Annotated in this window: 15 protein-coding genes; 9 read left to right on the plus strand and 6 right to left on the minus strand. The window is 67.9% G+C overall.

Features of this window, described 5'->3' with window-relative positions; translation table 11 throughout:
- The first annotated feature begins 25 nt into the window (after window positions 1–25).
- Window positions 26–937 (plus strand): quinone oxidoreductase family protein, encoded by a 912-nt coding sequence (locus tag WFK36_RS12675; protein ID WP_336792092.1) that lies wholly within the window; start codon window positions 26–28, stop codon window positions 935–937.
- A 6-nt stretch (window positions 938–943) separates the two neighbouring features.
- Here WFK36_RS12675 and WFK36_RS12680 read toward each other — a convergent pair whose 3' ends face one another.
- Window positions 944–1,846 (minus strand): diacylglycerol/lipid kinase family protein, encoded by a 903-nt coding sequence (locus WFK36_RS12680; RefSeq protein WP_336792094.1) that lies wholly within the window; start codon window positions 1,844–1,846, stop codon window positions 944–946.
- On the minus strand, window positions 1,843–3,438 hold the full coding sequence (locus WFK36_RS12685; RefSeq protein WP_336792095.1) for an FAD-binding oxidoreductase: 1,596 nt from the start codon (window positions 3,436–3,438) through the stop codon (window positions 1,843–1,845). The genes WFK36_RS12680 and WFK36_RS12685 overlap by 4 nt, the downstream gene beginning before the upstream one ends.
- A 40-nt stretch (window positions 3,439–3,478) precedes the next feature.
- On the opposite strand from WFK36_RS12685, the gene WFK36_RS12690 reads away from it, so the two are divergent.
- Both WFK36_RS12690 and WFK36_RS12695 read left to right on the plus strand, forming a co-directional pair.
- Window positions 3,479–4,153: a TetR/AcrR family transcriptional regulator gene (locus tag WFK36_RS12690; protein ID WP_336792096.1), complete on the plus strand. Its 675-nt coding sequence runs from the start codon at window positions 3,479–3,481 to the stop codon at window positions 4,151–4,153.
- Window positions 4,150–5,703: a glycerol-3-phosphate dehydrogenase/oxidase gene (locus WFK36_RS12695; RefSeq protein ID WP_336792097.1), complete on the plus strand. Its 1,554-nt coding sequence runs from the start codon at window positions 4,150–4,152 to the stop codon at window positions 5,701–5,703. Before WFK36_RS12690 ends, WFK36_RS12695 begins: the two co-directional genes overlap by 4 nt.
- 248 nt (window positions 5,704–5,951) lie before the next feature.
- Here WFK36_RS12695 and dinB read toward each other — a convergent pair whose 3' ends face one another.
- Window positions 5,952–7,163: a DNA polymerase IV gene (gene dinB / locus WFK36_RS12700; RefSeq protein WP_336792098.1), complete on the minus strand. Its 1,212-nt coding sequence runs from the start codon at window positions 7,161–7,163 to the stop codon at window positions 5,952–5,954.
- Between the two features lie 137 nt (window positions 7,164–7,300).
- Between dinB and WFK36_RS12705 the strand changes: the two genes are divergently transcribed.
- From WFK36_RS12705 to WFK36_RS12725, 5 genes are read left to right on the plus strand one after another with little or no spacing between them, the layout of a single operon-like run.
- Window positions 7,301–7,579 carry a hypothetical protein gene (locus WFK36_RS12705; protein WP_336792099.1) on the plus strand — a complete coding sequence of 93 codons (279 nt, stop codon included), beginning with the start codon at window positions 7,301–7,303 and terminating at the stop codon, window positions 7,577–7,579.
- The gene (locus WFK36_RS12710; RefSeq protein WP_336792101.1) at window positions 7,576–8,496 is read left to right on the plus strand and encodes an ABC transporter ATP-binding protein; all 921 of its coding nucleotides are present in this window, start codon (window positions 7,576–7,578) and stop codon (window positions 8,494–8,496) included. The genes WFK36_RS12705 and WFK36_RS12710 overlap by 4 nt, the downstream gene beginning before the upstream one ends.
- Complete coding sequence (locus tag WFK36_RS12715; protein WP_336792102.1) at window positions 8,493–9,260, plus strand: ABC transporter permease; 768 nt, start codon at window positions 8,493–8,495, stop codon at window positions 9,258–9,260. Before WFK36_RS12710 ends, WFK36_RS12715 begins: the two co-directional genes overlap by 4 nt.
- Window positions 9,257–10,396 carry a sensor histidine kinase gene (locus WFK36_RS12720; protein ID WP_336792104.1) on the plus strand — a complete coding sequence of 380 codons (1,140 nt, stop codon included), beginning with the start codon at window positions 9,257–9,259 and terminating at the stop codon, window positions 10,394–10,396. The genes WFK36_RS12715 and WFK36_RS12720 overlap by 4 nt, the downstream gene beginning before the upstream one ends.
- A complete protein-coding gene (locus WFK36_RS12725; RefSeq protein WP_336792105.1) occupies window positions 10,393–11,013 on the plus strand; it encodes a response regulator transcription factor in 621 nt (206 codons plus the stop codon). The genes WFK36_RS12720 and WFK36_RS12725 overlap by 4 nt, the downstream gene beginning before the upstream one ends.
- 235 nt (window positions 11,014–11,248) lie before the next feature.
- Here WFK36_RS12725 and WFK36_RS12730 read toward each other — a convergent pair whose 3' ends face one another.
- Window positions 11,249–11,884, minus strand: coding sequence for a class I SAM-dependent methyltransferase (locus tag WFK36_RS12730; RefSeq protein ID WP_336792106.1), 636 nt, complete (start codon window positions 11,882–11,884; stop codon window positions 11,249–11,251).
- Window positions 11,885–11,969: 85 nt separating this feature from the next.
- On the opposite strand from WFK36_RS12730, the gene WFK36_RS12735 reads away from it, so the two are divergent.
- On the plus strand, window positions 11,970–12,764 hold the full coding sequence (locus tag WFK36_RS12735; RefSeq protein WP_336792108.1) for an LLM class F420-dependent oxidoreductase: 795 nt from the start codon (window positions 11,970–11,972) through the stop codon (window positions 12,762–12,764).
- 7 nt (window positions 12,765–12,771) lie between these two features.
- Here WFK36_RS12735 and WFK36_RS12740 read toward each other — a convergent pair whose 3' ends face one another.
- Both WFK36_RS12740 and WFK36_RS12745 read right to left on the minus strand, forming a co-directional pair.
- Window positions 12,772–13,239, minus strand: a complete 468-nt coding sequence (locus WFK36_RS12740) for a hypothetical protein (RefSeq protein ID WP_336792109.1) — start codon at window positions 13,237–13,239, stop codon at window positions 12,772–12,774.
- On the minus strand, window positions 13,236–13,877 hold the full coding sequence (locus tag WFK36_RS12745; protein ID WP_336792111.1) for an RNA polymerase sigma factor: 642 nt from the start codon (window positions 13,875–13,877) through the stop codon (window positions 13,236–13,238). The genes WFK36_RS12740 and WFK36_RS12745 overlap by 4 nt, the downstream gene beginning before the upstream one ends.
- Window positions 13,878–13,946: the final 69 nt, after the last annotated feature.

Raw genomic sequence — 13,946 nt, forward strand, 5'->3', positions numbered from 1 at the left:
AACGGGCGGTCTACCCTCGGAGCACATGACGGGTCGACGATGGCGGTGCAATGGTCCCGACGGGCTCGCCGATTTCGAGTTCGTGCAGGTCGAGGCCGCGACGCCGGGCCCGGACGAGGTGCGAGTCGAGGTCAGCGCGGCGGGTGTCAATCCGGCCGATCTCAAACACACCCGACGCGCTACGGCCTACCCGATGCCGGTCGGCTATGAGATCGCCGGGGTCGTCACCGACGTCGGATCCGCAGCGGCCGGTCTCTTCGCGCCGGGTGACCGGGTGGTCGCCTTCCGCGTGCACGGCGGTTACGCGACGGAGCTGACGTTCCCGGCCGAGAAGGCCTTCATCCTGCCCGACTCCGTCGACGACATCAGCGCAGCCGGACTGCTCCTCGCCGGCACGACGGCTGCCGACATGCTGCATCGCAGCGGAGCGTCCGACGGTGACACGATCCTCGTGCACGGAGCGTCGGGCGCGGTCGGCGCGACTCTTCTGCAGCTTGCGGCGCGCCGTGGCGTCCGCGTCGTCGGGACGGCGAGCCCCTCAAGGCTCGACGCGGTGCGCCGGTTCGGCGGGACACCCGTCGCCTATGGCCCGGGACTGGTGGACCGGCTCCGCGATTGGACCTTCGACGCCGCCCTCGACCTCGCCGGCACTGACGAGGCGACCGATGCGTCGTTGGCACTCGTGTCTGACAAGTCGCGGATCATCACAGCCGCGAACAAGCCTGCCGCCGACCGGCACGGCTTCGTCGCTGTGGCGGGCATGGACCCGGAGAGCACCGCGTTCCGCGATGCCGTGCGCCCCGAGCTCATCATCCTCCTCGCCGCGGGCGAACTGGAAGTGCCTGTCGCCCAGACGTTCCCACTCGCTCAGGCGCGTGAGGCCCTGGAACTCGTTGCGTCCGGCGCCGCAGGCGGCAAGGTCGTGCTCACCGCCTGAGGCCGACTACACCAGGATCGGCAGCGCTCCGGGACGGACGGTGACGGTCACCGGGAACGCGCTGAGCAGGTCGCCGTCGGCATGGACGGGCAGTTGCCGGTCCGCGTCGAGAGTGACCGCGGTTCCGGACAGGAACTCGATCTCCTCTCGTCCCGCGTGCGCCCCCGTCTTCGCCTGCTTCATTAGGCTCGCAAGGCGGTACTTCGAGTGATCACCGCGGATCAGCATCACCTGGATCTCACCGCTGTCGACCGACGCCGTGGGAACCATGCGGAGCCCGTGCCCGTAGTCGCCCGAGTTCGCGACCACCACGATGTGCGCGGACGACTCGTGACGGACTCCGTCGACGGTGAGCGCCACCTGGAAGGGCTTCCACCGAAGTGCGGTCAGGACCGGTGCGATCCGGTACGACACCCGCCCCATCCAACGAAGCCGGTTGATCAACTCGGTCGCCACCGAGTCGAGGCCGACGTACACGTTGCCGACCGCGACAGCAGTGGTCCCATCAGGTCGTTCCACATCGAACACGTCCATCCGCCGCACTCGGCCACCTGCCAGCACCGCGGCGATGGCGGTCGGCTCCAGCGGCAGCCCGAGGTGGCGGACGAGGTCGTTGCCACGCCCGGCGGCAGCGACGCCCATCTGCGCGCCGTCGATCGCCAGCACACCTTCGGCCACGTCGCGGACGTGCCCGTCTCCGCCGACGGCAACCGTCAGCGCACCACTGCGCGCGGCTTCGGTCGCCACACGTGTAGCGTGCGCCGACGATTCCGACTCGATCACCTCGACGTCGGAGACGCCGAGCCGATCCAGTTCCGCGGCGACGGCAGGCCACTGCTGTTTGGCCGCCCCGCCACCGGAGATCGGGTTCACCACCGCGACGATGCGCGGCGCGTCAGCGCTGGTCACGGCAGCAGAATACCGGGATTGAGGATCCCGTTGGGGTCGAGTGCGTTCTTCACGGCACGCAGCGCGGTCACCTGAACGTCGCCGATCTCTTCGAGGTATGTGCCGCGATGATCGGTGCCGACAGCGTGATGGTGAGTGATCGACGCGCCGGCCGCGCGGATCGCGGCGTTCGCCGCCGCCTTCGCCTTCCCCCACTGCTCGAGCGGATCGGCGAGAGCGTTGGAGATCACGGTGAAGTACAGCGACGCACCGGTCGGGTAGACGTGGGAGATGTGGCACATGACCACGGCGGGCGTGCCCTGCTCGCCGAGGGCGCCGGTGACCGCGGCTGTGACGTCAGCCTTCAGCTTGTCGATGTTCGACCAGAAGGTCACCGTCTCCAAGGTCTCCACCAGTGCACCCGCGTCGAGCAGCGGATCACGCAGGTACGGACCACGGAACCGGCCTTCCCGCCAATGCTCGCCCGGCTCGGTTCCGAGCGGCGTTCCGCCGAGTTCAGTGAGGCGTGCGGTCACGTAGGCGTCGCGGCATTCGACGTCCGCCTGATCGCCTTCAAACCCGACGACCATCAGGCAGCCCCCGACGGGGCCGCTGGCCGAGCCTGCCGCCGACGGGTTCGCCAGATTGAGACCGGTCTCGGCCTCGTCGGACAGGCGCAGCACGGTGGGCTTGACGTTCGCCTGCGCGAGGGCACGCATCGCGGTGGCGCCCGCGACGAAGTCGGGGAAGTGCCAGCCGTAGAAGCGTCGGACCGCCGGCGCCGGGTGGACACGCACGCGTACCAGCGTGACCACGCCGAATGCACCTTCACTGCCGAGGACCAGCTGCCGCAGGTCAGGGCCGGCGGCCGACTTGGGAGCGGTGCCGATCTCGGCGACGCCGCCGGGGGTCGCGAGAGTCAGGCCGACGACCATTTCGTCGAAGCGGCCGTAGCCGATCGACGATTGACCGGCAGAGCGGGTGACGGCGCAGCCCCCGACCGTTGCGCCCTCGTACGACTGAGGGAAGTGCCCGAGCTCGAATCCGCGCTCGCCGAGCAGGCGCTCAGCGTCGGGAAGTCGCGTGCCCGCGGCGAAGGTGGCGATCTGCGAGACCTCGTCGAGTGCGATCAGTCCGGTCAGCTGGCGGAGGTCGAGGCTGATGATCGGGCGCGTGCGGTCGGGGACGAGGCCACCGGTGACGGTGGTGCCGCCCGCGTAGGGGCTCAGGCCGATGCCCGCGGCGTCGCACACGGCGAGGACGGCGGCAACCTGGTCTGCGGTGGTCGGCGCGACGACCGCATCCGGCGCGTCGCTGGCGTCTCCGGCGCGGAACTTCAGCAGGTCAGGAGTCGAGAAGCCACGAAGGCGGGCAGCACGAAGCGTGTCGTCGGTGCTGACCTGTGCGCCGGTGGCGGCGAGGTCGGCCAGTGCGGCGTCGTCGAGTCGTGATGCGGGGATCACCAGGTCGACCGGTGCAGGCGCGGCTTCGTTGATGCCGAGCATGGTCAGCGCGCCGATCACCGAGTCGGAGAGGTGCATCGGGTCGTTCGGGTTGCCCCAGCGACCCGGGGTGAAGTCGACGACGTCGACGGCGGTCTCGCTCGTGGTCATTTTCGGCCTTCCATTCAGCGTTGGTGATACAGTTATACATATGATGTCGCAGCGAATCAATGGAGCGAGAGCCAACGGGGCCTCGACCTCGTCCCGCACCCCGAGCGCTTCCTCCCGCACCCCGAGCGCAGTCGAGGGGAGAACCGCAGCGAACGCGATCAGCGAGGACGTGATCCTCGATGCCGCGGCGAAGCTGATGTCCACCATCGGCATCCGCCGCACCACGATGGCCGACGTCGCGCGCACCGCCGAGGTGTCCCGCGCGACTCTCTACCGGCGCTTTCCGAATGTGGAATCGCTTGCCGCACAAGTCACTACGCGAGAGTTCACGCGTATCGCGGCCGCGTCACCCGCTCGCGAGGGCCTCGCCACGCGGGAGTCGATGATCGTCGGACTCGTGCACCTCGTGAGCGCCGCCCGGAAGCATCCCCTGCTGCAGAGGATCATCGAGCTGGATCCCGAGTTCCTCATGCCGTACCTGCTCCACCGCACCGGCCGGACGTCGCGCAGCCAGCTCGACACGATCGAACACCTGCTGACCGCAGGGCAGGCGACAGGAGAGATCCGCGCCGGCGACGCCGGCCGGATGGCGACCACCGTCCTGCAGATGGCGTGGTCGTTCGCGCTGACCGGCCCCGTCTTCACCGACCCCGACGACGTCGACGCGCTCGACGACGAACTCTCGGAACTCCTCGAAAGGTACCTCCGCCCATGACCTTCGACCTGCTCGCCGGCCACCCGTCCATCGACCCGTCGTCGCTCCTGTCACCTACTCGTCGCAGCGCCGACCTGGCTCGGCTCGCTGAATCGCCGGCAGTTGACCTCGTGGTGATCGGCGGGGGCGTGACCGGCGCCGGCGTCGCCCTCGACGCCGTCTCCCGCGGCTTGTCGACGGTGCTCATCGAGAGCCGTGATCTCGCGTTCGGCACCAGCCGGTGGTCATCGAAGCTCGTGCACGGCGGCCTTCGCTACCTGGCGTCCGGCGCCGTCGGCATCGCATACGAGAGCGCTGTAGAGCGTGACGCGTTGATCTGCAAGATCGCTCCGCACTTGGTGCGGCCGCTGCCGCAGGTGGTGCCGCTGACGAAGGACGTCAACTTCTTCAACGCTGCCCTGACGCGGACCGGTTTCCTGGCCGGTGACGCACTGCGAATCGCCGCCAAGACTCCGTCGTCCACGCTGGCCCGCTCACGCCGCATCTCCGCCGCCGAGGTTGTTGACCTCGCGCCGACCGTCAAGCAGGACGGACTGCGCGGCGGGCTCCTGAACTGGGACGGACAGCTCAACGACGACGCCCGCCTCGTCATCGGAATCGCGCGGTCCGCGGCTTCGCTCGGGGCGACTGTCCTCACCCACGCCCGCGCCGACCAGGTGACCGGGACATCTGTCGATGTGACCGACGAACTCACCGGTGCCAGCTTCGGGATCCGCGCGAAGGCCGTCGTGAACGCGACGGGTGTGTGGGCCGCGCAAGTCGACTCCGCGATCGCCCTTCGTCCGAGCCGCGGCACCCATCTAGTGATGAGCCAGGACAGCTTCAACGGTCTGACGGCTGGACTCACCGTCGCCGTGCCCGGCCATTTCGGCCGCTACGTCTTCGCCCTTCCGCAGGCCGACGGCCGCGTGTACGTCGGGCTCACCGACGAGGAGGCCGACGGTGAGATCCCCGACGTTCCGCAGCCGGAGGAGTCGGAGATCGACTTCCTCCTCGATACAGTGAACCTCGCACTCGGCATACCGCTGACCCGTGACGACGTGATCGGCACCTATTCCGGGCTGCGTCCGCTTCTCGATTCCAGATCGGGCGAGACGTCCGACGTGTCGCGCAAGCACGCTGTCCTCACACGTGACGACGGGCTGGTGACCGTGGTCGGCGGAAAGCTGACCACCTACCGTCGCATGGCGCAGGACGCCGTCGACGCAGCGATCAAGGCGTCAGGCCTCACCGCATCCGCATGCCGGACACGCACATTGCCACTGGTCGGAGCCGCAGGACCCGACGTCCTCGCCGCCGTCAACGCGCCCGATCGTTTGGTCGCGAAGTACGGGACGGAAGCGCCGGCCGTCGTCGACCTCGGGGCATCCAACCCGGTCCTCGCCGCACCGGTGGCCGACGGCACCGAAGTGACCGGGGCCGAGTTCGTGTTCGGTGTGCACGCCGAGGGCGCGATCACTGTGGATGATGTCCTCGAGCGCCGATCCCGCCTCTCCCTCACGCCACTAGTCGCCGACGCCGCCCGCCCCGCCGCAGAGGCCGCGTTCTAGCCGCAGTCCTACTGCTCCTTGAGCGCCCTTCGTCTCGCTGCGCTCGCTCAGGACCCGCGGAGCGAGTCGAAAGGTCTGTGCTGCAAAACCTTTCGACTCGCAAGCTCGCTCAATGAGCAGTGGGGAACCGGCTCACTCAAGGCGCAGTGGGGGCCAGCTCGCTCGAGCAGTGGGCCAGCTCGCTCGAGGAGTGGCGGGGCGAGCGTCGGTTGAGCAGCAGTGGGCAGGGGATCGCCTCGACGGCGGGGCTAGTCGGGGAGCATCGGGGCGTCGTCGCCGTGGTGGCGGTTGATCAGTGCGCCGCGGGTGACGGCGTCGCGGCCGAACTTGCCGCGCAGGGAGTCGACGGCGACGTCGAGCGCGGCGGCGTGATCGTCTCCGTCGAACGGCAGGGTGAGTTGGACGGCCCCGTGGTCGGCGAGATTCGTCAAAGACAGCCCGATCAGTGTGCAGCCTCGTTCCCGGACGATCGGCATCGCATCATCGAGCAGCCCGCGCGCCACCGCGAGGATCGTCTCCGTCGAGTCCGTCGGATCGGGCAGTGAGCGGGATCGGGTGACCGCGTCGAAGTCTTGAAACCGAAGTCGGAGGACCACGGTCCGCGTCAGTCGGTCGGCCTTGCGAAGCCTGGCGCCGAGGCGGTCGACGATCGCCAACAGCGTCGCCTCGATATCGGACTCCGACTTGATCCGACGTCCGAGCGCTCGTTGTGCCCCGATCGATCGGCGTCGTCGGCCCGTCTCGACCCGCCTCGGGTCGCGGGCCATCGACAGGGCGTACAAGTGCGCGCCCGTACCGCGGCCGAGAAGCCCGCACATGCGCGACTCCCCCAACTCCGCGATCTGCCCCACAGTGGAGATCCCGGCGTCATAGAGTCGCGCCTCCGTCTTCGCTCCCACACCCCACAACCGCCGCACGGGAAGCGGATGCAGAAAGTCGAGTTCACGTCCCGCCTCCACGTGCAGAAGTCCGTCCGGCTTCCCGACAGCACTCGCGACCTTCGCCAGGAACTTGCTGCGCGCCACACCCACGGTGATCGGCAGACCGACGTCGAGCCGGACACGCTCCCGAAGGCGCTCCGCTATCTCGACCGGAGTTCCACTGATCTTGCGCAGTCCGGAAACGTCGAGAAACGCCTCGTCGACCGATATGCCCTCCACCAGCGGTGTCACGTCCCTAAAGACGTTGAACACTGCCTTCGACGCCTCCATGTACGCGTCGAATCGCGGGGGCATCGTCACCGCCGTCGGACACAGAGCTCGCGCCTCATGACCGGGCATCGGGGATCGGACGCCGACGGCTTTCGCCTCGTAACTCGCCGCCAACACGACGCCGCCCCCGACGAGCACGGGACGCCCACGAAGGTGCGGGTGGTCGCGTTGCTCGACTGACGCGTAGAACGAGTCGAGGTCGGCGTGGAGGATCGACGCGTCGGCGCGTTCGAACTGTTCGATCCTCATGCAGCGATCATGGCACCCCGGTATGACAATCTCCGACGGTCGATATGACAGATGTCATCGGAGTTCCATGACGAGCACACACGAACCGATGACTCGGCGCACTACTGCACACGCCGGTCGGCCGCGAGGCTTGAGGCATGAACACAACACCCTCCGCAGGACGGTCCCCCAGACCCGAACCCGGGCTCCGCGACGCCTCGTTCCACGACCTGTTCATGGACTGCTGCCGCCTCGGCCCGGCACCGACACGATCCCGAGAGCTGTTCGTGATCGCCGTGACCGCCGTCCTCATCGGATTGGTGCTCGTCATCGTGCAGCCGCCCCTGGCCGCGGGTGCGTTCGCAGTCGGCATCGTCGGCGCGATCATGGCCGTGCGCTGGGGTGTCGGCACTCGCGACAAGTGGGCACAACGATGACCGCGATCATCGACGCCCACAACCTGCACCGTTGGTACGGGCACGGCGACGCTGCCTATCACGCAGTGCGCGGTGTCGACCTCACCGTCGACGAGGGCGAGGTGTTCGCGCTGCTCGGAACCAACGGAGCAGGCAAGACGTCGACCCTCGATCTCCTCGAAGGCCTGGCAACGCCGGACGACGGCGCGGTCGCGGTGTTCGGACTCGACCCCGTCAACGATCGGCGGGCGGTCCGTCCAGACGTAGGCATCATGCTGCAGTCCGGAGGACTGCCCGCCGAACTGACCGTCGTCGAGACACTCGAGATGTGGCGCGGCACATGCAGCCATCCGACCACCGTGGACGACGTTCTAGAGAAGGTGAGCCTCGCGGACCGGGCAGGCGTCCGAGTCGGTTCGCTGTCCGGCGGGGAGCAGCGCCGCGTCGACCTGGCCTGTGCGCTGCTCGGACGTCCACGCCTGCTCTTCCTCGACGAGCCGACCACCGGTCTCGATCCCGAGAGCCGGCGCGCCACCTGGACGCTGCTCGCCGACCTCAAGGCCGAGGGCGTCACGATGGTTCTGACGACCCACTACCTCGATGAAGCCGAGGCACTCGCGGACCGCATCGCGATCATGCACGCCGGATCCGTCTCGCGAGAAGGAACACTGCGCGACATCGTCGACGCGCACCCGTCCACCGTCACGTTCGACGCCCCGGACGTCGCGCTCCCGGAGTTCAGCGGCATGCATTCCGAAGCGGGCCGAGTCGAGATCCGCACCTTCGCGCTCCAGCGCGACCTGCACAGACTGTTGACCTGGGCCGATACCGCCGACGTGCACCTGTCGGGCCTGGCGGCCCGAGCCGCATCACTCGAGTCGGTGTTCCTCGACATCGCCGGCGAGACCACCCTTGCGACGACCGGAGCAGACCGATGACCACTGCAGACACCTTCCGACGCCGCCCGTTGTACTCACTCGCACGCGCCGAGTTCCGTCAGTTCCTCCGTAACAGGACGCTCGTGGTGATGGGCGTCGTGTTCCCCGTCCTCCTGCCACTCACGATCTTTCTGCTCTCCCGCAGCAACGGCGTCACTCACGACTCGGTAGCGGCGACGTTCGACATGTTCGCGCTGTACGCCCTGGTGTTCGTGCAGTTCTACACGGTGTTGTCGATGGTCACGACACGCCGTGGCGAAGGCGTGCTGAAACGACTGCGAACCGGTGAGGCGGCCGATTGGCAGATACTCGCCGCACCCAACGTGCCGGGCGTGACGGTGACCGCCGCCTCGTCGCTTGTGGTCGCGGCCGTCGTCTACGGTTCCGGCGCCCCCGCTCCGGCGAATCCGCTTCTCATAGCGCTCGGCCTGGCCGCGGGAGTGCCCGTGTTCGGATTGCTCGCCCTCGCCACCAGCGGATTCACGAAGAACGCCGAGGCCGCACAGATCACGTCCCTGCCGGTCATGGCCCTGGCGATGATCGGGATGGGCAACATTCGCGACGCCCTGCCCGACCGCGCCGCCGACATCGTCGGGTGGACGCCCTACGCCGCGGTGTCCGACCTGGTCCGCCTCGGCGCGTCGGACGGCACCGTGAGCGGGACGTTCGCCGATTCCGCCGGTCCGGTTGCGACACTTGTCATATGGACCGCACTCGCGATCGCTCTCGTCTACAAGTCGTTCCGCTGGGACGACCGCGGATGAACCTGACGCCCGGACGGTGGGCCCGCTTGTCCGAACCGGCCAAGTATCGGGCCTACACCCGGGCGACACTGCTCGGCGTGGTCACGATGGTGGGTGTGCTCGCCGCCGCCAATCTCCGCGAGCACGCGGGTGTGCTTGCCGTGATGTTGACGGCGACGGTGTCGGCACTGATGGCTTTCGAGGCCCGACCCGAGTTGACCGGGCGTGATCAACCACGCCTGGACACCTGGCTGGCCGGCGTCGCCACGGTCGGGTTCATCGGATCATGGCTCGCCGGGCTGGTCGCGGTGCGTTCATCGACCGGCGACGCCGTCGCGTTCGCTCGCGGTGGCGCCTGGTTCGTGGTGGTGCTCGCCGCTGCAGCCCTGCTTCCGTTCATGGCAAGACGCTGGGAGGCCCTCACCGCGATCGCCCTCATCACCGCGATCGTTTCTGGCGCCCCGGACGATCGGCTGGTGAACGTGCTGCCCCCGGCACTCGTGGCCGTGTTCTGCTGCGGGACCACACGGGCGTCGCTGTGGGCGCTGCGGATCGTCGACGACCTCGACGAGGCCCGCCGGACGCAAGCCGAACTCGAGGTCGCCGAGGAACGGCTGCGGTTCGCGCGCGACCTGCACGACGTGGTGGGCCGCGGCTTCTCCACGATCGCGGTGAAGAGCGAACTCGCGTCTCGCCTTCTGCGCGCCGGTGCCTCCGAGCGCGCAGCCGCCGAGATGGACGAGGTCAAAGCTCTCGCCGTGTCGTCCATGGAGGAGATGCGCTCGTTGGTCCGCGGCTACCGCGGGATCGATCTGACGGGAGAGGTCGCCGGGGCCCGGTCTCTCCTAGCCGCCGCGGGCTGCGACCTGATGGTCGCGGGTCGACCGGAGGACGTCCCGGAGCGGCTCCACGAAGCGGCCGCATGGGTGGTCCGCGAAGGGACCACCAACATCGTCCGGCATTCATCGGCCACCACTGCGACACTTGATCTCGGCTCGTCCGGGATGAAGCTGACCAACAACGGTGTCGTCGTTCCGATCGGAGCCCAATCCGGTCTCCTCGGCCTGTCCGAGCGCCTCGCCGCGGTCGGCGGTGCCGTGACCACAGCTTCCGATGATGGAGCCTTCACCCTGGACGTTCGTTGGGAGACGACATGATTCCGGTTCTACTGGCCGACGACGAGACCCTCATCCGGTCGGCCCTGGCCACCATGCTCGGGATGGAGGACGACCTCGACGTGGTCGCCGACGTCAGCACCGGAGAAGACCTCGTCCGCCTGTGGCGGGCACGGATCGACGACGGTCTCCCGACTGCGGTCGCCGTCCTCGACCTGCAGCTTCCCGGCATCGACGGCATCGAGGTCGCTCAGCAGATCCTGGCGATGTCGCCGGATGCAGGGACACTCATCGTGACGAGCCACGGCCGCCCCGGATATCTGAAACGTGCATTGTCGGTCGGCGTTCGCGGGTTTCTGCCCAAGACAGCGTCGGCGGAGACACTCGCCGCGGTGATCCGCTCGGTGCACGACGGCGGGCGCTACGTCGATCCGGAGCTCGCCGCGGAAGCGATCTCCACCGGCGACTCGGTGCTCACCGCACGCGAAGCCGATGTGCTCGAGTTCGCGATCGACGGCTCGTCGATCGACGAGATCGCGGCGCGCGCTCACCTGTCGCCCGGCACCACCCGCAACTACCTCTCGTCGGCGATGGCCAAGCTCGCCGTCGCGAATCGCTACGAGGCCGCCGTCAAGGCGCGAGAACTCGGCTGGATCTGAAGCCGTGCGGATTTCCCTGAGTCACTGCTCCTTGAACGACCCGCACGTCCCCTGCTCCTTGAACGACCCGCACGTCCCCTGCTCCTTGAGCGAGCTTGCGAGTCGAAAGGTGCTGCCGCAGGAGCCTTTCGACTCGCTTCGCTCGCTCAAGGAGCAGGTGGAGGCCGCTCACCAAAGGAGCAGGTACGGGCCGCGCGCTCAAGACGCGGGGAGGAGCGGAGTCGCGAGACCGGCGTTATGCGAGGCGTCGGGCCTTGAGCACTTCGTCGTTGATGTGCGCACCGTTGCCCGCGGCGATCCCGCGCGGACGCACTTCGGAGACCTCGACGACCCAGCCGTCGCCGAGGAGGCCCGCGATGTCGGCCGGCTGGAAGAAGTCGGCCGGGTCGAAGCCGTGAGCACGCATTCCCTCGGCTTCGTGGGCGACGACGAGCAGGGTCCCGCCGGGGGCGACCGCGCCGATCAGCGCATCCACCAGCACTCGACGTCCCTGCGGGATCGGGAAGTAGAACGCCGAGACCAGGTCGAACGGCGCGTTCGGGACGGGTTCGACAGCCAGGTCCACTCGATTCCACGAGATGGTCCCCTTCGGGTCAGCTTCGCGCGCTCGGTCTATGGCTACCTGCGAGATGTCGACCGCTGTCACGGCCCATCCCTTGCCGGTGAGCCAACGAGCGTCGGCGCCCTCACCGGAGCCGACGTCGAGCGCCGAACCGGGCTGGAGCGAGTCGGCCTCCACGAGGAGTGCGGGATTCACGTTTGTCGTCCAGATCCGGTCTGACATGCGGTAACGCTCGTCCCATTCCTGGGCGGACTCGGGATGGCGGGGCGCCTGCGTCGGGGCGGCGTGATGATCGTGGTCGTGGCTCATATTCACAACGTATCGGCCAGCATGCCGAACTGTCATGCACATTTGCGTATGACGCAAGAAGCGGGTCCGGGTGCACACTGGAGCCATGACATTCCCTGTGCGCATCGGTGTCCAGCTCCAGCCCCAGCACTCCCCCGACTACAACCTCATTCGCGACGCAGTCCGCCGCGCAGAAGACATCGGCGTAGACGTCGTCTTCAACTGGGACCACTTCTTCCCGCTGTCCGGCGATCCCGACGGTGCTCACTTCGAATGCTGGACGATGCTCGGCGCATGGGCGGAACAGACCGAACGCATCGAGTTCGGCCCCCTCGTCGCGTGCAACAGCTACCGGAATCCGGAGCTGCTCGCCGACATGGCGCGGACGGTGGACCGGATCTCGAACGGCCGCCTGATCCTCGGGATCGGCAGCGGCTGGTTCAAGCGCGACTACGACGAGTACGGCTACGACTTCACCACCACCGGAAAGCGACTGGACGCTCTCGGCGAGTCGTTGCCACGCATCGAGTCGCGAATGGCTCAACTGAACCCGCAGCCCGTGCGCAAGATCCCCGTGCTGATCGGCGGAGGCGGCGAGAAGAAGACCTTGCGGCATGTCGCCGCGCATGCCGACATCTGGCATTCGTTCGTGGATGTCGAGACCTACCGACACAAGTCGGCGATCCTCGCCGAACACTGCGCTGCCGTTGGCCGCGACCCGTCAACCATCGAGCGGTCCGCGGAGTTGAAGGCCGACGGTGGCGTCGACGAGCTGAAGCGATTCGGCGACGCCATCACCGCGGAGGGCGTGAGTCTGCTGACGCTCGCCGTCAACGGCCCCGACTACGACCTCTCTGTCGTCGAGAGCCTGGTCCGCTGGCGCGACAGCCGCGCCGGCTGAGACCGGTTCAGTCGAGCCACTCCCGTGTGTACAGGTCTTGCCAGCGGACCGTCACATCCGACCGGGCCGCGGCACTCGCGTGCGTCCCGATCGTCGAGATGAGAACGTCGTCCACGATGTCGCGCACCTGATCGGACAGCGCGACGAGATCGTCCGCATACCGGGCGATCAAACCCATCCGGACAGCGTCGACACGATCGTCGGGGCCGTCCACCGACGCGAACACCACAAGCCTTCCGATCGTGCGACGGACGCGGACTGCGATGAGTTGTTTGAGGACTCTGTCACTCACCCACACGCCCGGCGCGTCGGCGACGAGTGAGCGCGCAGGTCGGCGCACCCGGCCGAGGCCCGATGAGATCGACGAGATGAGCCGTTCCACGTCGCTGTCCGGCTCCTGCTGGTCTCGCACGGCGTCCACCAGCCAGCCGTCGGTCGGGTCGGCGCTCTGATCGTCACGCTTGGCGTCGTTCACGGCCGTTCTCCTTTCCCGCGGGCAGCCGGTCTGTCACTCTCGGAGGGCTTCGCACCAGGCTGCCACGGTGCTAGTCGGGTCACCAGGAACTTCCGACTTCGCTGCAGGTGACCCCTGACCGAGCCCGTGCTGACCCGGAGCACCTGGGCGATCTCGTCGATGGTGAGACCCTCCACCTCCTTCAGCCACCAGGCGGCCCGCGAGGCGTACGGAAGGTTCTCGAGTTCAGCGCGCAACGCGTCCATCAGGGCCGAGTGCTCCGCCATGTCGGCGGGCTCCGGCCCCTTGGCGAGCAGGTCGACGAATCGCTCGTCGGACACGGGCAGGTCCCGTCGCTTCCGATAGTGGTCGACCGTCTTCCGGTGTGCGACAGCGAACATCCACGTCCGGAAAGAGCTACGGAATCCGAAGTCCGGCAGTGCTTTCCAGGTATCGAGAAGAGTCTCTTGAGCGAGATCCTCGGCGACCTGAGGGTCGCTCACCATCCTCCGCATGTAGCGGAGCAGAACCGGTGACATGCGTCGGACCAGCACTGCGAACGCTTCAGTGTCGCCGACCGCAGCAGTCGCGGCGAGCTCGTCGTCGCTGAGCTCGCCCAGGTCCATTTCCCCCGTGTGATGGGGATCACGTGACATCATGCGTGCAACTTCCCCGCCTCCCTGCGACTGACCATACACACGGATCGCGTGTTCCGACGCCGTCGGACG

Source organism: Gordonia malaquae (assembly GCF_037148075.1).
Taxonomy (GTDB): domain Bacteria; phylum Actinomycetota; class Actinomycetes; order Mycobacteriales; family Mycobacteriaceae; genus Gordonia; species Gordonia malaquae.